The 24135-nt window shown below is 62.1% G+C and carries 32 protein-coding genes and 1 pseudogene; 9 read left to right on the forward strand and 24 right to left on the reverse strand.

The window, feature by feature from the left end:
- Positions 1-76: 76 nt before the first annotated feature.
- From CKW22_RS16170 to CKW22_RS16190, 4 genes and pseudogenes are all read right to left on the reverse strand, one after another.
- Positions 77-1663, reverse strand: a complete 1587-nt coding sequence (locus CKW22_RS16170) for an ABC-F family ATPase (RefSeq protein WP_047583047.1) — start codon at positions 1661-1663, stop codon at positions 77-79.
- Between the two features lie 21 nt (positions 1664-1684).
- Positions 1685-1942: pseudogene (locus CKW22_RS27885) on the reverse strand (site-specific integrase); the annotation flags it as partial.
- Positions 1943-2125: 183 nt separating this feature from the next.
- The gene (locus tag CKW22_RS16180; protein ID WP_033700074.1) at positions 2126-2446 is read right to left on the reverse strand and encodes a hypothetical protein; all 321 of its coding nucleotides are present in this window, start codon (positions 2444-2446) and stop codon (positions 2126-2128) included.
- Between the two features lie 505 nt (positions 2447-2951).
- A complete protein-coding gene (locus CKW22_RS16190) occupies positions 2952-3209 on the reverse strand; it encodes a hypothetical protein (protein ID WP_033698126.1) in 258 nt (85 codons plus the stop codon).
- Positions 3210-3581: 372 nt separating this feature from the next.
- On the opposite strand from CKW22_RS16190, the gene CKW22_RS16195 reads away from it, so the two are divergent.
- The 4 genes from CKW22_RS16195 to CKW22_RS27890 all read left to right on the forward strand — a co-directional run bounded on the left by CKW22_RS16195 (position 3582) and on the right by CKW22_RS27890 (position 5629).
- Entirely contained in the window at positions 3582-4052 is a 471-nt protein-coding gene (locus tag CKW22_RS16195) for a DapH/DapD/GlmU-related protein (protein WP_095064417.1), read from the forward strand.
- A 569-nt stretch (positions 4053-4621) separates the two neighbouring features.
- Positions 4622-4918 (forward strand): hypothetical protein, encoded by a 297-nt coding sequence (locus CKW22_RS16205; protein WP_095064418.1) that lies wholly within the window; start codon positions 4622-4624, stop codon positions 4916-4918.
- 60 nt (positions 4919-4978) lie between these two features.
- A complete protein-coding gene (locus CKW22_RS16210) occupies positions 4979-5176 on the forward strand; it encodes a hypothetical protein (RefSeq protein WP_033698120.1) in 198 nt (65 codons plus the stop codon).
- Positions 5177-5329: 153 nt separating this feature from the next.
- On the forward strand, positions 5330-5629 hold the full coding sequence (locus CKW22_RS27890; RefSeq protein ID WP_077068425.1) for a hypothetical protein: 300 nt from the start codon (positions 5330-5332) through the stop codon (positions 5627-5629).
- Here CKW22_RS27890 and CKW22_RS16220 read toward each other — a convergent pair.
- From CKW22_RS16220 to CKW22_RS27895, 3 genes are all read right to left on the reverse strand, one after another.
- Positions 5601-5843, reverse strand: a complete 243-nt coding sequence (locus CKW22_RS16220) for a hypothetical protein (protein ID WP_050506063.1) — start codon at positions 5841-5843, stop codon at positions 5601-5603. The genes CKW22_RS27890 and CKW22_RS16220 overlap by 29 nt on opposite strands.
- A gap of 75 nt (positions 5844-5918) precedes the next feature.
- Positions 5919-6380: a GNAT family N-acetyltransferase gene (locus tag CKW22_RS16225; protein WP_047583065.1), complete on the reverse strand. Its 462-nt coding sequence runs from the start codon at positions 6378-6380 to the stop codon at positions 5919-5921.
- A gap of 102 nt (positions 6381-6482) precedes the next feature.
- On the reverse strand, positions 6483-6704 hold the full coding sequence (locus CKW22_RS27895; protein WP_050506062.1) for a hypothetical protein: 222 nt from the start codon (positions 6702-6704) through the stop codon (positions 6483-6485).
- Between the two features lie 193 nt (positions 6705-6897).
- Between CKW22_RS27895 and CKW22_RS16235 the strand changes: the two genes are divergently transcribed.
- A complete protein-coding gene (locus CKW22_RS16235) occupies positions 6898-7257 on the forward strand; it encodes a hypothetical protein (protein WP_033700067.1) in 360 nt (119 codons plus the stop codon).
- Between the two features lie 61 nt (positions 7258-7318).
- Here CKW22_RS16235 and CKW22_RS16240 read toward each other — a convergent pair whose 3' ends face one another.
- Entirely contained in the window at positions 7319-7525 is a 207-nt protein-coding gene (locus tag CKW22_RS16240; protein ID WP_033698116.1) for a hypothetical protein, read from the reverse strand.
- A 305-nt stretch (positions 7526-7830) separates the two neighbouring features.
- On the opposite strand from CKW22_RS16240, the gene CKW22_RS16245 reads away from it, so the two are divergent.
- Positions 7831-8631 carry an LPS biosynthesis protein gene (locus CKW22_RS16245; protein WP_033698114.1) on the forward strand — a complete coding sequence of 267 codons (801 nt, stop codon included), beginning with the start codon at positions 7831-7833 and terminating at the stop codon, positions 8629-8631.
- Between the two features lie 77 nt (positions 8632-8708).
- Entirely contained in the window at positions 8709-9209 is a 501-nt protein-coding gene (locus tag CKW22_RS16250) for a methylated-DNA--[protein]-cysteine S-methyltransferase (protein ID WP_033698112.1), read from the forward strand.
- A 23-nt stretch (positions 9210-9232) separates the two neighbouring features.
- On the opposite strand, the gene CKW22_RS16255 is transcribed toward CKW22_RS16250, so the two are convergent.
- From CKW22_RS16255 to CKW22_RS16265, 3 genes are all read right to left on the reverse strand, one after another.
- Complete coding sequence (locus CKW22_RS16255) at positions 9233-9457, reverse strand: hypothetical protein (RefSeq protein ID WP_156310068.1); 225 nt, start codon at positions 9455-9457, stop codon at positions 9233-9235.
- A 14-nt stretch (positions 9458-9471) separates the two neighbouring features.
- Positions 9472-10215: a carbon-nitrogen hydrolase family protein gene (locus tag CKW22_RS16260; RefSeq protein ID WP_033698108.1), complete on the reverse strand. Its 744-nt coding sequence runs from the start codon at positions 10213-10215 to the stop codon at positions 9472-9474.
- A gap of 77 nt (positions 10216-10292) precedes the next feature.
- A complete protein-coding gene (locus CKW22_RS16265) occupies positions 10293-10808 on the reverse strand; it encodes a DUF3016 domain-containing protein (protein ID WP_033698107.1) in 516 nt (171 codons plus the stop codon).
- Between the two features lie 75 nt (positions 10809-10883).
- On the opposite strand from CKW22_RS16265, the gene CKW22_RS16270 reads away from it, so the two are divergent.
- Positions 10884-11609: a metallophosphoesterase gene (locus tag CKW22_RS16270; RefSeq protein WP_033698105.1), complete on the forward strand. Its 726-nt coding sequence runs from the start codon at positions 10884-10886 to the stop codon at positions 11607-11609.
- Here the strand turns inward: CKW22_RS16270 and CKW22_RS16275 are convergent.
- Both CKW22_RS16275 and CKW22_RS16280 read right to left on the reverse strand, forming a co-directional pair.
- Entirely contained in the window at positions 11557-12171 is a 615-nt protein-coding gene (locus CKW22_RS16275; RefSeq protein WP_033698102.1) for a LysE family translocator, read from the reverse strand. The genes CKW22_RS16270 and CKW22_RS16275 overlap by 53 nt on opposite strands.
- Positions 12172-12236: 65 nt before the next feature.
- Positions 12237-13049 carry an AraC family transcriptional regulator gene (locus CKW22_RS16280; RefSeq protein ID WP_033698100.1) on the reverse strand — a complete coding sequence of 271 codons (813 nt, stop codon included), beginning with the start codon at positions 13047-13049 and terminating at the stop codon, positions 12237-12239.
- A 130-nt stretch (positions 13050-13179) separates the two neighbouring features.
- On the opposite strand from CKW22_RS16280, the gene CKW22_RS16285 reads away from it, so the two are divergent.
- The gene (locus CKW22_RS16285) at positions 13180-13803 is read left to right on the forward strand and encodes a LysE family translocator (RefSeq protein WP_033698098.1); all 624 of its coding nucleotides are present in this window, start codon (positions 13180-13182) and stop codon (positions 13801-13803) included.
- 20 nt (positions 13804-13823) lie between these two features.
- On the opposite strand, the gene CKW22_RS16290 is transcribed toward CKW22_RS16285, so the two are convergent.
- The 11 genes from CKW22_RS16290 to CKW22_RS16340 form a co-directional block, all read right to left on the reverse strand.
- Positions 13824-14099 (reverse strand): peptidylprolyl isomerase, encoded by a 276-nt coding sequence (locus tag CKW22_RS16290; protein ID WP_016499499.1) that lies wholly within the window; start codon positions 14097-14099, stop codon positions 13824-13826.
- Positions 14100-14158: 59 nt separating this feature from the next.
- On the reverse strand, positions 14159-14638 hold the full coding sequence (gene eco / locus CKW22_RS16295; protein ID WP_095064419.1) for a serine protease inhibitor ecotin: 480 nt from the start codon (positions 14636-14638) through the stop codon (positions 14159-14161).
- Positions 14639-14693: 55 nt separating this feature from the next.
- Positions 14694-15464, reverse strand: a complete 771-nt coding sequence (gene hbdH / locus CKW22_RS16300) for a 3-hydroxybutyrate dehydrogenase (protein WP_095064420.1) — start codon at positions 15462-15464, stop codon at positions 14694-14696.
- 44 nt (positions 15465-15508) lie between these two features.
- Positions 15509-16525: an ABC transporter permease gene (locus CKW22_RS16305; protein ID WP_033698092.1), complete on the reverse strand. Its 1017-nt coding sequence runs from the start codon at positions 16523-16525 to the stop codon at positions 15509-15511.
- The gene (locus CKW22_RS16310) at positions 16525-17583 is read right to left on the reverse strand and encodes a microcin C ABC transporter permease YejB (RefSeq protein WP_033698089.1); all 1059 of its coding nucleotides are present in this window, start codon (positions 17581-17583) and stop codon (positions 16525-16527) included. Before CKW22_RS16310 ends, CKW22_RS16305 begins: the two co-directional genes overlap by 1 nt.
- Positions 17580-19415, reverse strand: a complete 1836-nt coding sequence (locus CKW22_RS16315; RefSeq protein WP_256577306.1) for an extracellular solute-binding protein — start codon at positions 19413-19415, stop codon at positions 17580-17582. The genes CKW22_RS16310 and CKW22_RS16315 overlap by 4 nt, the downstream gene beginning before the upstream one ends.
- A 64-nt stretch (positions 19416-19479) precedes the next feature.
- Positions 19480-19761: a peptidylprolyl isomerase gene (locus CKW22_RS16320; protein WP_033698087.1), complete on the reverse strand. Its 282-nt coding sequence runs from the start codon at positions 19759-19761 to the stop codon at positions 19480-19482.
- Positions 19762-19840: 79 nt separating this feature from the next.
- Positions 19841-20902 carry a 3-deoxy-7-phosphoheptulonate synthase gene (locus CKW22_RS16325; RefSeq protein WP_095064421.1) on the reverse strand — a complete coding sequence of 354 codons (1062 nt, stop codon included), beginning with the start codon at positions 20900-20902 and terminating at the stop codon, positions 19841-19843.
- Between the two features lie 548 nt (positions 20903-21450).
- Positions 21451-22002, reverse strand: coding sequence for a YbhB/YbcL family Raf kinase inhibitor-like protein (locus CKW22_RS16330; protein WP_095064422.1), 552 nt, complete (start codon positions 22000-22002; stop codon positions 21451-21453).
- Positions 22003-22050: 48 nt separating this feature from the next.
- Entirely contained in the window at positions 22051-22362 is a 312-nt protein-coding gene (locus tag CKW22_RS16335) for a hypothetical protein (RefSeq protein ID WP_033698082.1), read from the reverse strand.
- A 229-nt stretch (positions 22363-22591) separates the two neighbouring features.
- Positions 22592-23881, reverse strand: a complete 1290-nt coding sequence (locus CKW22_RS16340) for an MFS transporter (protein WP_033698075.1) — start codon at positions 23879-23881, stop codon at positions 22592-22594.
- Positions 23882-24135 lie beyond the last annotated feature (254 nt).

A 24135-nucleotide genomic window follows, 5' to 3' on the forward strand; every position in this document is an offset into this window, starting at 1 on the left:
CCACATCGTGGGAGCGGGTTCACCCGCGAAGAGACCGGCCTGGCCAGCTCAAAAGGGCCAGGCCATCTCAGCTACCTCAGACCACGACGCCCTGGCTACGCAGGTAGTCGTCATAGGTTCCGCTGAAGTCGACAACACCGTCCGGCGACAGCTCGATGATGCGGGTGGCCAGCGACGACACGAACTCACGGTCGTGGCTGACGAACAGCAGCGTGCCTGGGTAGTTTTCCAGCGCCAGGTTCAGCGCCTCAATCGACTCCATGTCCAGGTGGTTGGTCGGTTCGTCCATCACCAGTACGTTGGGCTTTTGCAGGATCAGCTTGCCGAACAGCATGCGGCCTTGCTCACCACCGGAAATCACCTTCACCGACTTGAGGATCTCGTCGTTGGAGAACAGCATGCGCCCGAGGGTGCCGCGGATCACCTGCTCACCGGAGGTCCACTGGCCCATCCAGTCGAACAGGCTCAGGTCGTCTTCGAAGTCGTGGGCGTGGTCTTGGGCGTAGTAGCCCACTTCGGCGCTGTCGGTCCACTTCACCGAGCCTGCGTCCGGCGTCATCTCGCCTACCAGGGTGCGCAGCAGGGTGGTTTTGCCGATACCGTTGGGGCCGATGATCGCAACGCGTTCGCCGGCTTCGACGGTGATGTCGAAGTTCTTGAACAGCACTTTGTCGTCGAAGGCCTTGGCCATCTTCTCGACCACGACGGCCTGGCGGTGCAGCTTCTTGGTCTGCTCGAAGCGAATGAACGGGCTGACCCGGCTCGACGGCTTGACCTCGGCCAGCTGGATCTTGTCGATCTGCTTGGCCCGCGAGGTGGCCTGCTTGGCCTTGGAGGCGTTGGCCGAGAAGCGGCTGACGAAGGTCTGCAGCTCGGCGATCTGCGCTTTCTTCTTGGCGTTGTCCGACAGCAGTTGCTCGCGCGACTGGGTCGCTGCGGTCATGTACTCGTCGTAGTTGCCTGGGAACAGGCGCAGTTCACCGTAGTCCAGGTCGGCCATGTGGGTGCAGACGCTGTTCAGGAAGTGCCGGTCGTGGGAAATGATGATCATGGTGCTGTTACGCGCCGTGAGGATCGTTTCCAGCCAGCGGATGGTGTTGATGTCCAAGTGGTTGGTCGGTTCGTCGAGCAGCAGCACGTCCGGGTCCGAGAACAGCGCCTGGGCCAGCAGCACACGCAGCTTCCAGCCCGGAGCCACTTCGCTCATCGGGCCGAAGTGCTGTTCCAGTGGAATACCCAGGCCCAGCAGCAGTTCACCGGCGCGGGATTCGGCGGTGTAGCCGTCCATCTCGGCGAATTCGGTTTCCAGCTCGGCGACGGCCATGCCGTCTTCCTCGGTCATTTCCGGCAGCGAGTAGATGCGATCGCGCTCGGCCTTGACCTTCCACAGCTGGCCGTGGCCCATGATCACGGTGTCGATCACGGTGAATTGCTCGTAGGCGAACTGGTCCTGGCGCAGCTTGCCGAGGCGGGTGTTCGGCTCGAGCATGACCTGGCCACCGGACGGCTCGAGGTCGCCGCCGAGGATTTTCATGAAGGTCGACTTGCCGCAACCGTTGGCGCCGATCAGGCCGTAGCGGTTGCCGTTGTTGAATTTGACGGAAACGTTTTCAAACAGCGGCTTGGAGCCGAACTGCATGGTGATGTTAGCGGTGGAGATCAAAGGAGCTTACCTATCAATAACTTACGTGGCTTCGTCGCAGCTGCGAGCCCATTTCGGACCAATCTGGAGCGGTTCCAGCTCCTGCCAGTCGTTGGACGTGTCAATCCAGCGCGCATGAGTCGATAAGAGCATCTGCACGCCATGCCCGAGCTGTTGGGCGATAAATGCGGGGTTGAGACCAGACATTGAGCCTATTGTCGCATAGGTATGGCGGCAGTTATACGGGGGGCGGTATCTGATCCCCAGCGTCTTAGGGGGCGGGCGCCATTGAGGGTGCAGATTTCGAACCGCACGAATCAACCCTTCTCTCGCAGGCGCGCGCGATGGACAAAGAGAGAAAGATGCACACGGGCATGAGCGGAAACCAGCACTTTACGGCCTGGGAGGCCGAGTGGGCTTCACTGAATTGTTCGGCTTTCGACCTGCAGGGCAGTCCTGCCGCCAGACAACCCTGCAGAAGCTTCAGAGCTTGTACTGGATGGTGTAGGACGCATCGGTTCGAGGTTCGATGGTAATTGGCATGCCGAATAGCTTCCCTTTACATTCACTGACGACGCAGCGATACACGGACCCCTGTCTGAGCTGCGCCCACAAGCCTTCGTCATGGATCACGATGCGCACGACATGGCTTTCCGGATCTTCTCTGATCTGAGCAACGTGGTGATCCAGGTCGCAGCCGAATTCAGGCGTGGTGAACTCGGGATCGTAGCCGATCAGTACCCCATGCCTTTTTAAATCGTCCCTGATACGCTCAATCACGTCATCCGCTTCTTGTTTTAGCATGATCGTCATCTCACGGTGTTTGAACTCATGAAAAACTCTAGCTGACCCTGAAGGTTTTCGTTGAAATGCGTTAAAAACTTAAACGGCGACCCTTGTAGAATGCCGGTCACAGGCGGTCTAATCCCGCTTTTTTTGGAACTGATTTGTCTGCCACAGCGTGTGCGTGTTCACGTGCTTCTCATTTTTGCTGGCAGGGGCATTGATCAAGGCGTGTTGACTGTTGCGAGTGAAAACAAAGAAAGCCCTCAGGTTGCTACGAAAGTGGTTCGTCTATCTCTGGATTGCAGGTTTGGCGGGCAACTCCAGCAGGTTGTTCGAGCACCTTTCACTCTGGAAGCCCTGGCGCTTGATCAAGGGTGTCGCCGCGTATCTTCTGGCCACCTGAAGCAGGACCTGTTTATTCGTTGTGAACTGGGCGTGGGGCTTCACCTCGATGCTAAGCGGGAGGTGCATACCTGCCCAGCGCTTGAGGTGAAGCTGGCTGAACGCTCTATTGAGGGCGGCGCTAGCCTCGAATCACCTCGAGGCGAGCCCGCCCGGCATCGGTGATGGCGTTCTCTCCTTCATCACGGATGCGATATCGACCCGACACCATTTTGGTAATCGTGAATCGGACCAACTCGCTCCTCGACAGGGCTTCACCTACTTCAAAGCTCATTGCACGCTCTAGATCGAAGAGTTTTGTTTCTCCGGTTTTGTAGCGGGCAAACGCTATCAGTGCCGAATCCAAAGCTGCTTGATCAATCACCTGAACACGCTGCATTTGACCTCCTGGTCTGAATCGCCCAGGTCCATGGGTTTCAAAGTGACGGACCTGGAAGTTCGTAGAGGCCGAGACGCTACTACGGAGCAGGGCAGGTGGGTTACTGGGTTTGCGTCCAGGGTGGATGGGTGGCCAGGGGCTGCATGGGCGATTACCATAAGCCCGACACGATAGGCTAAAGAAGTGTGCAAGGTCGCCGATAAAACAGCGCTATATAAAGTGTACCTTTGGCACGGGCTCGTTAGCGCTTCAGCTCGGCCATGCTTGCCGCATGGGTCGACAATCCGACCTTAAGCAACATCACCTCATTGGGTTTACCGCTTGTTTTTATTCATCGCAAAACTCAAACGTAGCTTGACCCCACGCCAGTTCATGCGATTGCTGGATACCCATGATCTGGGCAAGAAGCAGACTAATCGCCTTATGGCCAAGGCGGGTATTCGCACTGAAGGCAGCGTTGTCATTCGCCCACCGATCTACTTCGAGCGCGGCAACCTGGAACTGGGCGAGGGCGCGTTTATCAATAGCGGTTGCGTGTTACTCGACGAGGCAACTATCCGCATTGGGCGCAAGGCGATGCTGGGACCACAGGTACGACTGTGCACGACCAGCCACGATGTCCACCCGGATCGGCGCAAGAGCAACGACTACATTGCGCCGATCACCGTGGGCGACAATGCATGGATAGGCGCGGGCGCCGTGATATTGCCGGGCGTCAACATTGGCCAGAACAGTGTGGTTGCGGCCAACAGTGTGGTGACTGAGGATGTTGTCGCCAATGCGCTTTATGCCGGCTCTCCGGCGAAATTCAAGAAGTGGCTGGTAGAGCCGGACGCGGTGTAAGTTGCAGCCGCGAGCTTAACTTCCGCCGCCACCCGACCCACCGCTTGCCCCACCGCTGCCACCTGCGCCCCCACCGGCACCGCTGCTACCCGTACCACTGCCGCCGGTGCTACTCCCCGGGCCGGCGGTACCGCTATTACCCGAACCCGTGTGATCAGTCCCATCGCCGCCTGTTTTGTCGGTTCCGTTTCTTTCTGTGCCTGCTCCGGTGCCCATGGCATCTGCCGGCGTACCAGAGCCACTTGCTCCGCCGCCGCTAGGGCTACCTTGGCCGCTATTTGCGCCTGGCGTACCAGGCGAGCCTGCGCCGTTGTCGTTCATATCGCTGGTCGCGAAGGCCATAGGGGTAATGACGCCCAGGCAAAGGGCGAGCAGCAGGGTATGCGGAGGTGTCCGTTTCATGATGTATCTCCCGTTCGAGTGAGTACATCTCTTGGGCCATGGGCTGGGGACAGGGTGCCACGGGACTGACGGATGGCGACCTGAAGTGGCCGAACGAAGGGGTTGCGCGATCATTCGCGCTGGGCTAATTCTAGAATTTTCATAGCCCGGCAACTCAGGAGGTTTTAATGAAGCAGTTACTGCTAGGTGCGGCGTTGTGTTCCATTGCGGGTATCGCCAATGCGCAGATCCCGCTGGTCAATGCCACATGCCCGGGGAATATCGAGGTGCATGCCGATGAGGGCGGCCCTGTGTACATCAATGGCAAGGAAGCAAAATTGAAGAAATTCAGTGACACGTACTTCGAAGCCAAGGGCAGTGGGGTAACCGTATCGATCATGGTTAACCCTGACGGATCGCCGGGCGTTTCGTACACCGGCAAGGGTCGCGCTAATGGTGTCTGTGAGCTGACGGAGCAAGATTGAAGAATCTGTAACGTAGCCACGCGCCGACGCAATGGACCTGAGCGTGCAAAGGAATGGGTAATGGCTTGGCGTAAAAAACTGGAAACCTTTCAAAAGCGCTTCACGCCCCGACAGCGGCGTATTGTCGGCGGGGCTGTGATGGCGGTCTGGGCCATTGGTGTGGTGGTTCACCCTGGGCAGTACTTGCTCGCGCTCTCCATACCTGGGGTCATCATCTTCATGAGCGCATGGCCGCCAGAGCTGGACGGTAAACCCTGAGGCGTTGATATTGCAGAGGCGAAAATGACTTCGCTTTCGCCTGACAGCCAGTTGTCCGATTCAGCTCTCATTCCGACTAAGTACAGTTGCGTGCCGTTTGGCTTTGGCTATGGTGGCATTTACGCATACAACTAAAGTCGTAGGAGGGGCGACATGCGGATTCGCGGCGACGTTTTCTGGGGCTGGGCAGACCCAACGCTTCACCATCGGTCACACGACGAAACGTTAAACGATGGAACCTACATCGATGTCCAGGTGCGACTGTCGCGAACAGGCAGCACGCAGATGTTCATCGGTGTTTATGCCACTAGCGGCATGGCGATTCATGAAGAGGCATTCGATTCGCGCCCAGGCGAGTCGATGACTCGCGCTTTGGCCTGGGGCGTAGGCCGAGCACGGCGTATCGCGAGCGATGCGATGCCTGTCAACGAGCAATTTGCCTGTTCGAAGTAGCGGGTAGAGCGGTGTCTGTGATTTTTGCGGCAACTGACCTCAACTCATCGGCGACGCCGTCGATGGACTTGATATGAGCGCGTACATCGATCTTGGTTTCCGGAGTCGCTCTGGCCTCCATGAACTTGGCATGCCCGGTCATGGCCTTGCTGAGTGCATTGAGGTGGTCGGCCGTTTTGACGAGGTCTGATTTGATGGTTTGAAGCGGTTCCATGATCTTGGCTGCGTTCCTTGAAGTGTGCGTCTACGGCCCAGTTGGGCCTCGCTGCGGCATCGTTTGGGCGCAGGCTCAGCGAAGCGATCGCGACATCAGCCACTGCGCCTTGCCCCAGGCCTCGAACTGCTCGATCACCGCCCAGCCACGCTTGGCATAGTAAGCCTGTTTGTCACTGGTGTGCAGGTATAAGGTTTCTACGCCGGTGTCACGTGCGTGGGTACATATGCCCTCGATCAACTGCTCGGCGATACCGGCACCTCTGGCTGCCGGGTCCACGAATACGCAGGCTAGCCAGGGGCCTAGCTCCGGGCGGGACGGCAGGTCTTCCTTGGCGAGGGCAGCGCCACCCAGCAAGTGGCCTTGATCCAGTGCGACCAGGCATTGCCATTGGCCATTGCCCTGGCCTTGCGCGAAGTCCAACTGCCATTGGGCGAGGTCAATGTCCTCGAACTCATACTGGAATTGCTGATGAATCCATTGAGCGAAAGTGTCGCAATGGTTCATATGGTTTTCTAGCCAGTCAATTTGAGGCATGGGCGTCCTGCGCTGATCAAGCTGTAAAACGCATCATCACACACCATTGAAGAGGGTGTGGCAAGTCCAGCTGTCTCGTGTTTTCCACGGTTTGTTTCAACGCTAAGCGGGGTCCGTGTCTGACGTTTCGATATCGCCACCCTGCACCTGGAGCACTGAGCCTTTATCATCCGTAGCCAACAACCCAGTGCCTTGCACAGTGTCAGGCTGCAACTCTGCAAGTGGCATGTCTGCACTACGAAAGATGACGCGGCTTTCGTCGCCCGTCTTCAATGTGTGGAGGCTGCCGTTCTGGTAGAAGAAACGCGTGCGGTCGGTTGGCATAGGGTAGGTCCTCGCTTTGTACCGGCTGGATGAACATCCGCAAGGCAAACTATCTTCCCCCTTTACGGTTTTCGCTACTGGCAGAATTGACAGGTGCCAGCGCGCTTGTACTCAAGCAACATGCTCAGGCATGGACAAAGGCTGAATGGCCACGACCTTGGTTGATTGGTACCCGTGCGCAACCCTCGGTAGAATGCCGCGTACCCCTAATGGCCAATTGCAAATGCCTACATTTCGTATCTTCTTCAGCGCTCTCATGGCTGCCAGCCTTGCCGGTTGCGCAACGCCAGGTAAACCCACAGCCAGCAAGCTGACCCATAAAACCCCCGCGCAGTTTGCCGCGTGCGTGATGCCGAAGTGGCGAGCACTGGCGCCACTTGCCAACCAGAAGTCCATCGCCCACGGCTATCGGTTGACGGCGCCCAGCGCGGTGGCCTCTGACGATGTGCTGGAGGTAGTCGACGTACGTGACGGCAGCCGGGCAACGTTCTACAAGGGCAGCTTCCTGTCAGGCGACAAGCTGCGCCTGGCGGCCAGGGAGTGTCTGGACTGAGGTCAGTAATCCGCGCTGCCCATGTTGGTCTCTGGCTGACTGGCCTTGCACTGTATGCCAATCATCTCATTTCGAGCTTGTTGTTCATCCGCTCACACTGCATCTGCGCATCGGTTCTGCTCGGGTAGCTGGGTTTCAGCCGCTCCTTCGCCAAGTTGTCATAGATGTCGAAGCCGCCGCTTACGGTAGCCGCGTAGTAGCGGCTAGCGATGCGGAAGGACTCCTTTTCGATGGGTACCGCCGGAACGATAACGAATCTTGGTTGCATGTTTCGTGCCTCCCCAGGCAGAGACTTAAGTATTAGTCTCGCAATGGGTAACCATCAAGGAGACTCATGAAGAAACGACGAATAGTTCAAGTGGCAAAAATGCACAGGCAGGCCGAAGGGCGGGGAACGCGTAGAGAATGCGTAGGTCTGAATGACACAGCACCTGTGTGGAAAACGGTGTGCACTTAGTTTTTGGACAGATTTAGACCCTTCAGTCGCTTTGTGTAAGGCTTATGTAAAAGCGTCCGTTGCGCGTACAAGGACCGGTATCGTGTTTTGTACTGTCCAGTCCAAAGTAGCCAATGATGAACACACTTCCGTCGCAGCCAAGCGCTGAACGCGGGGCGTTCTCCAGTTTCGAGGCGTGTCGCAATACCCAGCAAGGCCCCGTGGTAATTCTGGCTTCGGGCGCCTCAGCCAAGCATTTCCCCCTGGGCGAATTTGCCCATCTACCGATCATCGCCATGAATGGTTCAGTTGCCATGACTGCCGAGCATGGCGTGAAGCCGTTCTTTTACGTGTGCACCGACAAGAGCTTTGGCCAACAGCAACCAGCACTGTTCGCCACCGCCTTGCGTGACAGCCAGCGCCTGGCGTTATGGCCAGAGCAGTTCGAAGGTGCCGATATTCCCGCCGCCAGCGAATGCTATGCCTTGCACAAGGCGCACACGCCAGGCTTGCTCGACGGTATGCGCGGGCACGGTGACAGTTGTGTCTGCAACCGAGCGTTGTGGAGCAAACGAGCCCGCTCGATTGCCTTCAGCAAAGACCTGTCGCAGGGCTTTTTCGATGCCCGCACGGTCGCTTATGTGGCCCTGCAACTGGCGTATCACCTGGGTTTTGAAGAGGTGTTGCTGGTGGGCGTAGATCTTGATCAGACGGTAGGGCGCTTTTACGAAACCGCCGAAGGTGAACACTCGCCCTGCGGCCTGGACCAGCACTGGGACAGCCGTATCCTGCCGTCACTGACGCTGATGGCGCGGCAAGTGGTCAATGAGCACTTTCACGTCTACAACCTGTCGGCGGCTTCGCGTATTCCGACCGAGCTGATCCCCAAGGTCAACCTGTCCGAAGCCAGGCGCATTGCCGGTTGCGCGATTGGTTGAGCAAGAAAGCGGGTGCGTGCGGCCTTGGGCATGGGTAGAGTGCGCTGACCGCAACGCAGCCAGCAGGAACCTCCCCTATGTCCAGTGCCTTCACCTTGATGCAATCCCCCGTCGGCACGCTGACGCTGGTGGCCCGCGGCGAGCGGCTGGCAGCGGTGCTGTGGGAGGAGGAGCGGGAGAACCGCGTGCGGCTCGGCGCCCTTCATCGCGATGATCACTGCCCGGTTCTGCTGGACACCGCCCGCCAGTTGGGCGAGTACTTCGCCGGTAAGCGACGCTGCTTCGACCTCGCGTTGGACTTCGCCGGCACGCCGTTTCAGCGTGAAGTGTGGGCTGCATTGCTGGCCATTCCCTTCGGCGAAACCCGCAGTTACGGCGACATCGCCCGACAGATCGGTAACCCCAGCGCGGTCCGTGCGGTGGGCGCAGCCAATGGGCGCAACCCGATCTCGATCATTGCGCCATGCCATCGGGTGATCGGCGCTTCGGGCAGCCTTACCGGCTTTGCCGGCGGGCTTGCGGCAAAGCAATACCTGCTGGCGCTGGAAGGGCGACAGAGCCTGGCCTTGGCGCTTTGAGCCGGGCCACAGCAAGGCATCGATCAGCCAAACCAACTCGCGATCAGGCAAGCCACCAGCGCAAGCGCTGAGCCAGCCATCACGGTGTACTGCCTGTGGGCCCGTCGTGCCTGCGGCCTGACCTCGCGCAGGTACTCGCCAGGTGTCGGGGCATCGGGCCGGTGGCGCAGGCCTTCGGCGATATTGGCCAGTTGGCCCTGGATCAACAACCCGACCAGGTAATGAGTCGACGCGTAGCTCGCCAGCATTACTAACAGATACTTCACGCAGGGAGTGCCCTCAAAGGTACGGCAGACGCGCTGGCGTTGGCGGTATCCAGCACGATCAGCCCTTCGCAGCGGTCATCCAGGCTGGCCAGCAGTCGGCCTTGGCTGTCCCAGGCCGCCGACCCGCCTGCGCCAATGAAGGTATCGGCCGGCCCCACGCAGTTGGCCATCAATACGCCAAGGCCCAGCTGGCGCGCGACCTCGGGGTAGTGCTCATGACCTTCGCGAATACCCTTGGCCGTTTTCGCCACACTCACGAGGTACACCTGCGCACCCTGTGCGTGAGCCTCTGCCGCATGTTCGATGAACATCGACTCGTAACAAATGGCGGGCGCCACCCGATGCCCAGCCACGTCCAGGAGCAAGGGCTGATCACCTGTGGTGAAGTAGGGCAGTTCGTCGCTGTGCAGGCGTTGTTTGGCATAGGCCTGGCGAGGCGCACCCGGGCTGAAGATCGGCATGCCGATCTGGACGCCGTCAGGTGTCGGCAAGGGCAGGCCCACGGCGACCGTGATGCCATGTCGATCGCACAGCGCCTGTAGCGGGTCCAGCCGCGACGAAGACAGCGGCAGGGCGACCTGGCGGGCCAAGGTCGGCTCGTAGCCGGTCAGCGACAGTTCAGGAAACACCACCAGCTCGGCACCCAGCGCCACCGCCTGCTCGATGCAGACAAGGTGGCGTTCGAGGTTGCCCTGTAGGTCGCCCTTGAGCGATGCCAATTGCACGGCGCAAAGTTTCATCAATAGCTCCTTCCCTGGTACAGGCCGAAAGGCCGAGCATACTCTCGGCAGCAACACCTGTACCAGTGAAGGGTTTTTCAGGAAGCCGGATGCGGCGCGAAGCGCTGGCGGAACCAGTCGTTCAGCATGGCCTTTTCGGCGTACAGGCGGTCGCTGCTGCTGGTTACGCGCCCGGGGCGGCTGAGGTACATCTTGTCGCTGACCCGCTCCTGGGCTTGCTGGGCAGGTTTGCCGGGCTGGCTGAGGGTGTAGCTGAGGTCGATGGTCGGCCAGGTGATTTCGCGCATGAAGCGCACATCGTAGGCACGGCTGTGCCAAGGCTCGAAGCGGCCAGCCAGGTCGATGTCACGGATGTTGATGACCAGTTGCTGGTCCGCCTGCAAATAGCGCTGGCCGAGCTTCTGCAGGTACTCGGTCAGGCTCTTCATGACATAGGCATCGGCCCCGCGCTCGTATCCGGGGCTGTCGAGGCTGGCATCGCGAAATTTCCCGGGGCGGTCAAAATGCACCTCGACCTGCGCGGCCGGGGCGCCTTGTGCCATGCTGTCCAGTGACAGCGCCATGAGCACGGCACACACAAGGGCGGTACGCATGATGCACCTCCGGGGCGGTTTGCGTGTAGCGCCATTCTACGCCTGCCAGGCTGGCGCCAGCAGAGGAAGATTGTCATGAGTCGGTTTCTACGGCTAGCCGCCAATACCCAGGGGCGCGACCTGGCGGTAGGCGACATCCACGGGCACTTCGGGCGCCTTGTGATGTGCCTGGAGCAGGCCGGGTTCGACCCAGCGGTAGACCGCTTGTTCAGCGTCGGCGACCTGGTCGACCGTGGCCCTTACAGTGAAGCGGCGCTGCAATGGCTGGACCGGCCTTGGTTCCACGCGGTGCAAGGTAACCATGAGGCGCTGGCGATTACCTACCTGCGCGGTGGCCGGCTCGACCTGCAGATGTATCGCGCCGCCGGTGGTGGCTGGTTTCTCGACCTGCCCAGAAGCGAGCAGGTGCGTTTCGTCGAACGCTTCGAGCAATTGCCGATCGCCATGGAGGTCGAAAACGAGCGGGGGCTGATCGGCCTGTTGCATGCCGACAGCCCGTTCGCCGACTGGGCCGTTCTGCGCACCTGGCTGGAGCTGGATGACGACCCCGAAGTGCGTGAAGTTTGCCAATGGTCGCGGCGCCGGCTCAAGGAGGGCGACACCCAACCCGTGCACGGTGTCCGCGCCTTGCTGGTCGGGCACACGCCCGTGCTGCAAGCCAAGCTGCTGGGCAATGTCTGGCATCTGGATACCGGCGGTTGGGCCAATGGCCATTTCAGCCTGATCGACCTGGCAACCCTTGAACTGGTCAGCCCCGGGCAAGGTGCAGGGCCAGCCCCACTGCCAACACGATCAGCATGACCCCTGAGGCCCGTTCCAGCCATGGCAAGGAGCGCGCGAAACGCTGCAACACGCGTTGATTGCCGATGGCCACGGCTACCAGCAGGTCCCAGAGCAGTACCATGCTGAACATCCAACTCGCATAGACCACTTTCCAGCCGACGCTGCTGTTGGCCACCATGCTGGCGAGGCTGGCATAGAACAGGGCGTTCTTGGGGTTGAGAATGCCCGACAGAAACCCCAGCACGAAGCTGCGCCACAAGCCCGGCACGGCCCCGCTGTCGGCTACAGCGGCCAGGCTGGAGCGCCCCGCGTAGCGCAAGAACTGCGTGCCGATGTACAGGAGGTAGGCCGCGCCGGCCAGCTGCAAGCCAATGAACAGCGGGCTACCTTCACGCAGTATCGACAGGCCGGTGAACGCCATGGCGATGAAGGCGCCATTGGCCAGTGCGATGCCCAGGCAGGCGCCGCTGGCGATTCGCCAACCGCCGCTGACCGAAGTGCGGGCGACCAGGAAAAAGTCCGGGCCGGGTGAAAGCAGGGCAAGGAAGTGGGCGAGGGCGATGATCAGCAACTGCTCCATGGACGGGACGACTCCGGCTGGGGAAAGCCGCAGTCTGGCGCCGTGCCGGGTGAGCGTATTGAAGATTATTGCGTGCCCCGGTATTGCCCCGGCGTCACCCCCACATGCGCCTTGAACACCCGCTGAAAATGGCTTTGGTCGGCAAACCCGAGCTGGTAGGCGACCTCCGCCAACGCCTGGCCCTGGTTGAGCAACTGCCGGCCCCGGTTGACCCTGGCATTGAGCAGGTAGGCATGCGGGGTCAGCCCGGTTGCGGCGCGGAACGCACGGATCAACTGATAGCGCCCCAGCTCCGACTCCCGGGCCAGTAGATCGAGGCTCAAGCGTGCGGGGTCGGCTGCTTCTATACGCTCGACCAGCCCACTGAGCATGGACGCCCCCAGCGCGGGTTCCGCCTCCAGTGTGGGGTGTACGCAGAAATCCTGATCGCCCATGAAGGCAATCAGCGCCGCCTCTTTCTCGCCATGGCTGGCCGTGGAGAACAGCAGTGCATTCAGTGCGCAGAATTGACGGTACAGGGCGGGCGCGCGGCTGATGCGGGCCGGCTCGCCAGGTCGTGCACCGCGCAGCCCAGACTCCTGACGTAGGTGCGTCAACCAGCCGGCATCCACATGCAGCATCTGGTAGCTCCAGGCCTGCCCCGGCTCAGGGTTGCAGGCGTGCACACGCCTTGCCGGTACCATCACCAAGGTGCCGGGTGTCAGGCGCTCCGTAGCACGGCCCGCGCCGGTAAAAAGGCTGAAGCCGGCATCGACTGCGCCCATGGAGAAGGTTGGATGGCTATGCGCCTTGTAGCAGGCCCGGCTGTGGCAGGCGCGGCGGCTTTCGACGAAGGGCAGGGCAGCATCGCGCCAGACAGAGGCTTGTGAGCGGGGCATGATGGGGTCCTCGGCAAGGGCAAAAGCTTAACAGCTGCAGGTGACCCATACAGTTTTTTCGCCTGGCTGTAGCTTGACCCCGCGCGCGTCAGCCGTCGAAATAAACGCTTGATGTCATAGGAAAATAAAAATGGACCTTTCCAGCTTGCTGCTGTTCATCCCTGCCTGCTTCGCCCTGAACATGGCGCCCGGGCCCAACAACCTGCTGTCTTTGCACAACGCCAGCCGCTATGGCCTGCGCACGGCCTGCGTGGCCGGCGGTGGCCGCATTGTCGCCTTCAGCGGCATGATCGCGCTGGCCGCCATGGGCTTGGCGGTGGTGCTGCATACCAGCGAATACCTGTTTCTCGCCATCAAGGTGGTCGGCGCTGCCTACCTGTTCTACATCGCCTGGCAGCTGTGGCGGGCACCGGTGGCTGAGGCCGTAGTCGCGGCCGACCATCCACGCGGCACCTGGCGCCTGGCGCGGCAAGAGTTCTGGGTGGCAGCGGGCAACCCCAAGGCCATTCTGATCTTCACGGCCTTCCTGCCCCAGTTCGTATCGGTCGGCAGCGCCACGCCGGTCAGTGAGCAGTTTTTGTGGCTGGGTGTGATGTTCCTGCTGCTGGAGTGGGCGGCCATCGCCATTTATGCAGGCCTTGGCACCTACATGCAGCGGTGGTTCAGCCAGCCAGGGCCGCGTCGGCTGTTCAACCGGGTCAGCGCCGCCTTGCTGGGCTGCGCTGGCCTTGGTCTGCTGGCGGCGCGCCGCTAAGACGGCGCGTGAGGGCAGGGTCAATCGCGATAGAAGGTCTGCACCAGGTGGTAGCCGAACTTGCTCTTGATTGGCCCGTGCACCACGCGCAGCGGCTTTTTGAAGATCACCTGGTCGATCGCCCCGACCATCTGGCCGGGGCGCACCTCACCCAGGTCACCGCCGCGCTTGCCTGACGGGCAAATGGAAAACTTCTTCGCCAGCACGTCGAAAGCCTCGCCATTGGCGATGCGCTGCTTGAGCTTTTCGGCTTCGTCAGCGGTCTTGACCAGGATGTGGCGGGCTTGAGCTTTCATGGGGCACCTGTGCTTCGGGGTAAAAAAAGGGCGCCATTATGCCTGATCGTGCAACGTGCTTACTCCACTTTTGCCTTTTGCACGTCTTGCGAAGCCGACCATACGCGGTAGCGCACCTCGACCCCTTTGGGCACATACACCACTACCGGCAACTTACTGTTGTAGCGCAGCATGAAGCCTTCACCGACTACGGGCACAAACGCGTCGGTCTTCTTGCTATCCGGGCAGGCCATCAGCGTGCTGGCGGGGCCGGCGACCTTGTCCAGACGGTAGTAGTTGTAGCCCCAGCCTTCAAGGGTACGTTCTTCGAGGTTGCCCCCCAGGTGCTGGCGGTTGCAGTCGACTTTGAGCGTCTTGCCGGCGAGTATTTCCAGTTTGTAGGCCGACTCATCGGCCTGGTCGGGCAGGTGGATGACCTGCCGGGTGTAGCCTTTTTCCGCCTCGGGATAGGGCGCGACGTCCTTCAAGCTGGCGGCCATCGCCGGAGCGGCAGCAGCCAGGGTCAAGGTCAGGATCGCGGAGAGTGTGATTGGGCGCATTAAGGCCTCCTTGCAGTTGAAAGGTGCGAGACCTTTGCCAGATCAAGGCCGGCCCTCACTGGGCCAACCAGCCGCCATCGACATTCCAGGCGGCACCGCGGACCTGGCTTGCGGCCTCGCTGCACAGAAATAGTACCAGCTCGCCCAACTGCTCGGGGGTGACGAAGGCCAATGAAGGTTGCTTCTCGGCCAGCAGGTCCTGTTGTGCCTGCTGCGCGTCCACACCGTTGGCGGCGCGATCGTCGATCTGCTTTTGCACCAGCGGGGTCAGCACCCAGCCTGGGCAGATGGCATTGCAGGTGACATTGCTGGTGGCGGTTTCCAACCCCACGACCTTGGTCAGGCCGACCACGCCATGCTTGGCGGCCACGTAGGCGGCCTTGCCGGTGGAGCCGACCAGGCCATGCACCGAGGCGATATTGACGATGCGCCCCCAGTTGCGCGCGCGCATGCCGGGCAGGGCCAGGCGGGTGCCGTGGAATACCGCCGACAGGTTCAGGGCGATGATCTTGTCCCAGCTTTCGACCGGAAACTGCTCCACCGGGGCCACGTGCTGGATACCGGCGTTGTTGACGAGGATGTCCACGCCACCGAATTGCCGTTCGGCGAGGGCGAACAGGGTTTCGATCTGCGCCACGTCCGACAGGTCGGCGGGGTGGTGGGCGACCTTCACGCCGTGGCGGGCGATTTCGGCCAGTGCCGGCGCCGGGTCGCCAAAACCATTGAGCAGAATGTCGGCCCCAGCGCCGGCCAGCACCTGGGCAATACCCAGGCCGATGCCGCTGGTGGAACCGGTGACGAGTGCAATCTTGCCTTTGAGGGTCATGCGGATGCTCCCTGTCTACGTGATCAAACTGTCTGGGGCGGCTGTTACCTGCGTGGGTCGAACGCCTCGCGCAGTGCATCGCCGATGAACACCAGCAACGACAGCACCAGTGCCAGCGCGAAAAACGCGGTAAACCCAAGCCAAGGGGCCTCCAGGTGCTGCTTGCCCTGGGTCACCAACTCGCCCAGCGAAGCACTCCCGGCCGGCATGCCGAAGCCCAGAAAGTCCAGCGCGGTCAAGGTGGTGATCGCCCCGGTCAACATGAACGGTACATACGTCAGCGTGGCATTCATGGCATTGGGCAGGATGTGCCGCAGCATCACCTGGCTGTCGGGCAGCCCCAACGCGCGCGCGGCTTTGACGTACTCAAGGTTGCGCCCCCGAAGGAACTCGGCACGCACCACATCGACCAGGGCCAGCCAGGAGAACAGCGCCATGATCCCCAGCAACCACCAGAAGTCCGGCTCGACGAAGCCGCTGAGAATGATCAGCAGGTACAGCACCGGCAAGCCCGACCATACTTCCAGCAGGCGCTGCCCGAGCAGGTCGACCCAACCGCCGTGATAGCCCTGCAGCGCCCCTGCGGTCACGCCAATCAGCACGCTGACCACAGTCAAGGCAAAGGCGAACAGCAGCGACACCCGTGTGCCGTACAGCACCCGCGCCAGCACGTCACGTCCCTGGTCATCGGTGCCCAGCCAGTTGGCTGCGCTGGGCGGGCTGGGGGTCGGTACTTGCAAATCGTAGTTCGGCGTGTCGGCACTGAACGGGATCGGTGCGAACAGCATCCAGCCACCCTGGCTGTCGATCAACTGGCGCACGTAGGCACTGCGGTAGTCCGGCTGAAACGGCAACTGGCCGCCGAATTGCTGCTCGGTGTAACGCTTGAGCGCCGGGGTGTACAGCTCGCCTTTGTAGCCAAGCAGCAAGGGTTTGTCATTGGCCACCAGCTCCGCGCCCAGGCTCAGCAGCAAAAGGCCGGCAAACAGCCACAGCGAGACCCAGCCAAGGCGGTTGCGGCGAAAGCGTTGCAGGCGGCGGCGCGAGACGGGCGAGAGCATCAGTTGGCCCTCGTGTCGAAGTCGATGCGCGGGTCGAGCAGTGTGTAGCACAAGTCGCCGATCAGGCGGATCAACAGCCCTGCCAGGGTAAAGATGAACAGCGTGCCGAACACCACCGGGTAGTCGCGCGACACGGCTGCCTCATAGCTCATCCGTCCAAGCCCATCGAGGGAAAAGATCACTTCGATCAACAGCGACCCTGCGAAAAACACCGTGATCAACGCCTGGGGCAGCCCGGCCACCACCAGCAGCATGGCATTGCGCAACACATGGCCGTAGAGCACGCGGCGCTCGCTCAGGCCCTTGGCCCGGGCGGTGACCACGTACTGGCGGGAAATCTCGTCGAGAAAGGCATTTTTGGTCAGCAGCGTCAGGGTGGCGAAACCGCCGATCACCAGCGCACCGACCGGCAGCACCAGGTGCCAGAAATAGTCGGCGACCTTGCCCAGCAGGCTCAGCTGGTCGAAGTTCTCCGATACCAGGCCGCGCACCGGGAACCAGTTCAGTGACGTGCCTCCGGCAAACAGCACGATCAGCAACAAGGCGAACAGAAACGAGGGCAGGGCATAGCCGATCACGATCAACCCGCTGCTCCAGGCATCGAACCGGCTGCCGTGGTGCACGGCCTTGCGGATGCCCAACGGGATAGACACCCAGTAGGTGATGAGCGTGGCCCAGAAGCCCAGTGACAAGGTGACCGGCAGCTTGTCGAGGATCAGGTCGGTGACCTTGGCCCCGCGAAAGAAGCTCTGGCCGAAGTCGAGCCGGGTGTACTGGCCGAGCATCAGCCACAGGCGCTCGGGGGCTGACTTGTCGAAGCCGTACTGGCGCTTGATCTCTTCGATCAGTTTCGGGTCCAGGCCACGGGTGGCCCGCGATTCGCTGTGCACCCCTTCGGCACGCACGCCTGGCGCGCCGCCGCCGATGCCCTGCAGCCGCGCCACCGCTTGCTCTACCGGGCCGCCCGGCGCGGCCTGGACGATGGCGAAGTTGACCAACAAAATCGCCAGCAGGGTCGGGATGATCAGCAACAGGCGACGCAGCACATAGGCGGTCATGGGGTGGCCTTCCTGCGCTCGGCCATCTGCGCGTTGGTCAGCGCGGTAGGGCTGACTTCCCACCAGGTGTCCAGGCCTTCGTCATAGGTGGCCTGCACCTTGGGCAGGCCGAAGCGGTTCCACCAGAGCGTGGAACTGCCGGGTGGGTAGTAGTTGGGGATCCAGTAGTAGTTCCACTGCAGCACGCGGTCCAGGGCATGGGCATGGCGCAGCATGTCGGTTTGCGTACTGGCGCGCACCAGGCCATCGACCAAGCTGTCGACGGCCGGATCCTGGAGCACCATCAGGTTGTTCGAGCCGGGGTCGTGGGCCGCTTGCGAGCCAAAGTAGTTGTACAGCTCGGCGCCGGGCGACAGCGTCACCGGGTAGCCGGTGACGATCATGTCGTAGTCACGCGCCATCAGGCGGTTGACGTACTGGGCCGAGTCGACATTGCGGATGTTGAGGGCGACACCGATCTGCGCCAGGTTACGCTTCCAGGGCAGCAGCAGGCGCTCCAGGCCAGCCTGGCCATTGAGGAAGGTGAATTCCAGCGGCTCGCCGTGGGTGTTCACCAGGCGATCGCCCTCGGGGCGCCAGCCGGCTTGCTCAAGCAAGGCCAGCGCTTGCAGCTGCTGAGTGCGGACAATGCCAGAGCCATCGGTGACCGGGGCTGTGAATACGTGAGTGAAGACTTCATCAGGCACCTTGCCGCGCAACGGTTCCAGCAGTTCCAGCTCGCTGGCGTCCGGCAGTTCGCGGGCTGCCAGCGGGGTGTTGGAAAACACGCTCTGCTGGCGGATGTAGAGGTTGCGCATCATCTGCCGGTTGCTCCACTCGTAGTCCCAGAGCATGCCCAGCGCCTGGCGCACGCGGCGGTCGTGGAACTGCGGCTTGTCCAGGTTGAACACGTAACCTTGGGCGACTTGCGGTTTGGCCGGCCCCAGGTGTGCCCGCTGCAGGCGGCCGTCGTCCAGCTGTGCGCCTTTGTAGCCTAGGGTGTAGCCGGTGGCGGAGAATTCGCGGTTGTAGTCGTAGCCGCCGCCCTTGAGTACTTGGCGCGCCACTTCGGTGTCGCCGAAGTACTCGATACGCAGCTTGTCGAAGTTGAAGCGGCCACGGCTGACAGGCAGGTCTTTGGCCCACCAGTTGCGGTCCCGTTCAAAGGTGATGCTGCGACCATTATCGATAGCCCCGATGCGGTATGGGCCGCTGCCCACCGGCCGCTCGAAGCCGCCGCCGTTGGCGAAGTTGCGCTGCTGCCAGTCATGCTCGGGCAGCACCGGCAGGCTCGCCAAGTCTAGCGGCAGGGTGCGGCCATGGCCTTGCCTGAAGTCGAAGCGCACGCGATGGGGGCTTTCGACCGTCACCCCGACGACATCGGCGAACTGCGTGCGGTACTTGAGGCTGCCCTTGCGCATCAGCAGCTCGAAGGTAAAGCGCACGTCTTCGGCGCGCACCGGCTTGCCGTCGGCGAAGGTGGCGCGCGGGTCGATCTCGAAGCGCAGCCAGGCATCTTCGGGGCCGCGTTCCATGCGCCGGGCGATCAGGCCATAAACGGTGTAGGGTTCATCGAACGCGCGCACGGCCAGCGGCGCGTACAGCCAGCCATCGACTTCGCTGACGCCGGTGCCTTTGTCGATGTACGGAAGAATGTGGTCGAACTGGCCAATCTCGAGGGCCGAGCGGCGCAGCATGCCGCCCTTGGGGGCGTCGGGGTTGGTGTAGTCGAAATGGCGGAAGGTGTCGCTATAGCGGGGGGCTTCGCCATAGACGGTCAAGGCGTGGCTGGGCCCGGCGTGGGCGGGCTGACCCAGGCACAGTGCCAATGCCAGCCAGCCCAGGCGATACAAGCCCCGGTAGCAGCACGCCGGTGCTGCTACAGGTGATACGTCGTTCCAGAGGAACAACGTGGCATCAGTCCTGACGGCTGGTCACTTCCAGCAGGTGATAACCGAATTGGGTCTTCACCGGGCCCTGGACAACGTTCAGCGGCGCGCTGAAGACCACGGTGTCGAACTCCTTCACCATCTGGCCTGGGCCGAACGAGCCCAGGTCGCCGCCTTGGCGGCTGGAAGGGCAGGTGGAGTTGGTTTTGGCGACTTCAGCGAAGTCGGCACCCGCTTCGATCTGGGTCTTGAGTTCGTTGCACTTCTCTTCGCTGCTGACCAGGATGTGGCGGGCTGTGGCACGGGCCATGGGTACTGCTCCTTAGGGTAAAAATGCAAGCCTAGCGCACTTGTTCGGGAAATGTCTCGCAAGGCTTGCTGGTGGCTTCCTACAGTTTTTGTGCAGCCTCGCGCAACAGCGTTTCAGTGGCGGCCCAGCCCAGGCAACCGTCGGTGATCGACACGCCGTATTTCAAAGTACCTTTGCCCAAGGCCTGGCAGCCATCGAACAGGTGCCCTTCGATCATCACACCGACAATCGAGCGGTCACCGGCCAGGCGCTGCGCCAGCACGTCCTCGAACACCGCTGGCTGACGCGCCGGGTCCTTGCCGCTGTTGGCATGGCTGCAATCGACCATGATCCGCGCCTGTAAACCGACCTTGGCCAGCCCCTGGCGGGCCTGGGCGATGCTTGCCGCATCGTAGTTCGGGCCCTTGTGGCCGCCACGCAGCACCAGGTGGGTGTCGGGGTTGCCGAGGGTCTCGATGATCGCCGGGTAGCCCTGCGCATCCATGCCGAAGTGGCGATGCGGGTGGGCGGCGCTGCGCATGGCGTCGCTGGCAACGCCGATGCCGCCGTCAGTGCCGTTCTTGAAACCTACGGGCAAATCCAGGCCGCTGGCCATTTCGCGGTGGATCTGCGACTCGGTGGTACGCGCGCCGATGGCGGCCCAGCCTAGCAGGTCGTCGAAGTAGCCCGCAGCCATCGGTTGCAAGAGTTCGGTGGCAATCGGCAGGCCGCGCTCGATCATGTTCAACATCAGGCCGCGCGACAGGGCGATACCCGCATGCATGTCATCGCTGCCATCAAGGCGCGGGTCGTAGGCCAGGCCTTTCCAGCCCACCGTGGTGCGGGGTTTTTCGACGTAGGCGCGCATCACCAACAGCAGCTTGCCGTCCACCTCGCGGCTCAGCGCGGCCAGGCGGTCGGCGTATTCCAGGGCCGAGCGTGGGTCATGGATCGAGCATGGGCCGACTACCACCAGCAGGCGCTCGTCGCGGCCTTCGAGAATGGCGCGGATGGCCTGGCGATGGGCATGAACTTGCTGGGTGAGTTCAGCGGTCAGCGGCATTTGCTGCTTGAGCAGGTGCGGGCTGGGCAGGCGCTGGCTGACGGTGGTATTGGCAGCTTGCGGTTGGGTCAGGGGCAGGGCGAGGTTCGAGGCTTGCATGGCGTTTTTCCCTGGGCGGACGGCGGGTTGTGGCCCGCGCGGTCGGCCCTATCGAGGTGTTCGACAGATCGTTGAGTGTGTGTTGTCTGCAGCGTTGCCACCCTTGAGGGACCGAACGGAGGCGGCAGGCTGGCCCGAACGGGATTGGCTAAATCGCCAGGCATAGGTGCTTGCGGAGTAATAAGTGGCGTAGTTCATGGATCTGTCCTCAATATGAATCGGTGTTGTTCAAAGGCCTGAAAAGCAAAACCCCCGGTCGGGGAGCCGACCGGGGGTTTGAGTATTCTCATGTTCGGCGGCCCCTCGAAAGTGGGCGCCGTGTAGGTATCAGCGGCGCCTAGTGGCTAAACCAATACCCAAAATAAAAGCTGGCAGGGGCCATGCTACCGGCAACGGCCAGCACAGGGCGCAGGGGGCGACCGGTGTGGTTGGCGTGATTGCAGGTGTGTTTCGGCATGTTGCTCTCCAGTGAATGAGCCCGAGCTTACTGCAGATCGGGCGCGCCGTTCAATGGGTAAATGCTATGGGGCAGATTATTACTGCCAATATCAGTGGCCGTAACGCCCTACCAAGGTTTGCGCACCTAGTGCATGGCCTTGCAGCAATTCAAGCAGCCCATTGCGGTCCAGTTCAGCTGGCAGGATGCCGGGTGCCAGGTCGGTGGCGATCAAGGTCAGTGCGTAGTGGTGCGGGTTGTCCCCGGCGGGCGGGCAGGGGCCTCGATAGCTGGCCGTGCCGCGGGAATTGCGCCCCACCGTCACGGCATGGGTGGTTTGCCCGGCCACACCTTCTTTCAAGCCATCCAGGGCCGGGTCGATGTTGTAGGCGATCCAGTGCACCACCCCGAGGCCCTTGCCGCCATCGGGGTCGAACATCACCAACGCCAGCGAGCGGGTGCCTGCGGGCAGGTTGTCCCAGCTCAACTGCGGCGTGCGTTCCTCACCGGCACCACAGGCCGGGTCTGGCCCGATCTGTTGCAAGGCGATCACCCCGCCGTCAGTGAACGAGGATGAGCTGATCGACAGCGCACCAGAACCCGGCCCTGCGGCCAGTGCGCTGCACGGCAGCAGGGCTGCGAGCAGCCACGGTTTGATGTTCATGGCAATTCCTTGGCAGGGCAATGGGGCGCAGTGTAGTCCAGGCTAGCCTTAACGGCTGTCCTGGTCCTCGGCGGTGCCGCCGCTGCTGCCAGCCCCCGAGCCTGTGGCCTCGCCCGTGCTGTTGGAGCCGCCACTGGCGCCGTCTGCGGCATCGGTGCTGGTGCCGGTGTTGCTGCTGTCGTTGTCCTGGCCGCTGCCGGGGCTGTTGACGCTGCTGTCATCACCGGCGGTCTTGCCGCCGGATTGATCGGTCTGCGGGTGGCTGTCGGTATTGGTGGGCTCGGTGGCGGCAAAGCTGGTGCCGCTGATGACGCCCAAGGCCAGAGCCAGGCACAGCGAGAGGGGACGAATGCGGATCATGGTGTATCTCCCTTGCGGATGATCTGTCATTCGTTTGGCCGGGCAGCGCCGGCGCGGTGCCCTTCGGGCGACGGGTGGTCATGCACTCCCGGGATTGCGCCTTGTGTAGGAGCGGCCTTGCGTCGCGAACGGGTTGCGCAGCAGCCCCGGCAATCTCTGCGGCCAAGCTGAAATCCCGGGGCTGCTGCGCAGCCCGTTCGCGACGCAAGGCCGCTCCTACAAAAAGCGATTAGCGGATGGGGTCGGGGCGGGTGCTTTCCACGGGTTCCAGCGGCGGATGCTCCTGCGCCGCATGCATCAGGTCTTCGGTCACCCGCAGCTCCGCGCCGGTGGGCGAGAAGGTAGTCGAGGCGGTGAACGGTGCCGGGTGCTCCGCCGCCGGGCGCTTGCCACGGCGCCACAGGAAGAAGCTCACCATCCCCAAGTTGACCACCGCAAAGGCCCAGAACAGCCCCGCTTCGCCGAACGACGTCATCATCGGCGAAATCGCCAATGGCGCCAGCGCCGAGCCCAGCGAGTTGATCAGCAGCAAGCCCTGGATCATCGGCACCAGGGCGTCGGACGGTGCACGGTCGGCCGCGTGGCTGACCGCCACCGGGTACAGGGCGAACACCCCGCCACCCAGCAGGAACAGCATCGCGGGCAGCAATGACGATTCAGACGGCAGGAACACCGTGATCAACGACAGCACCACGCACAGCCCGGCCAGGGCAATCAGCACGTCCTGGCGGTCTTTGCGGTCAGACCAGCGGCCAACCGGGTATTGCAGCAGCATGGCACCGAGGATGACCCAGGCCATCATGTTGCCGACTTCCCCCACGTCCAGGCCGATGCGCTGCAGGTACAGCGGCAGCAGGGCATAGATGCCGGCAATCGCCACGCCCGAACCGAAGCAGCCGACCAGGCCCGACGGTGCGACCCCCAGCAGTTGCCGCGGTTTCAGTGGCTCGACCTGGTCCAGCAGCGGCGATACCCGCGGCAGGATCACGATCGGCAGCACCGACAGCGCCGCAAGCATGCCAGCGAGCATGAACGGTGCGGTATCGCCCAGGCGAGTGATCTCGCCAAGGCCTGCCTGGGCAATCACGCCAGCGCCATAGAAGGCAATCATGTACAGCGCCAGCAGGCGGCCCCGGATCTTCGCGTCGCCGGCCAGCAGCAGCCAGCTCTCGATCACCAGGAATACGCCCACCGCGGCCCAGCCGTTGATCAAACGCAGGATCGACCACCAGGTCGTGTCGTAGAACATCCCTTGCAGCAGGATGGTTGCAGCGATCAGCGAGGCGAAGCTGGTGTAGGCGCGGATATGGCCGATGCGCAGGATCAGCCGGTCATTGAAGATCGCGCCAAGGGTCAGGCCAATGAAGTAACTCGACGACACGATACCGATGGTGGTTGCCGATTCACCGGCAGCGCCCAGGCGCAGGGTGGTCAGGGAAGACATGAAGCCGTTGCCCAGGGCAATGATAAACAGCCCGAGCAGGGGCGCCAGCGCCATGGCCAGCAAACGCGGAGACATATGTACCTCAAGGTGGATGAGCGGAATGAGCGCCTCTTCGGACGCGCACGCCGACATGGCCCGATAAGGGGCCAAGAGGCTGCACGGATGTGCCTGGGAGGGATGCGACCTGGGCAAGACTCAACCGCTGGGCCTTGGAAGAACTGGGCCGGGCGGGGTGGGTTGAGCCTATTTCACATGTGCGTTCATGTGTTCAGGCACGGACTCTGTCGTTGCTGCCGGTTGCCACCGTTCAAGGCGACGGGCGAAAAGGA

Origin of the sequence: Pseudomonas sp. Irchel s3f19 (genome assembly GCF_900187555.1) — a bacterium.
Lineage (GTDB): Bacteria > Pseudomonadota > Gammaproteobacteria > Pseudomonadales > Pseudomonadaceae > Aquipseudomonas > Aquipseudomonas capeferrum.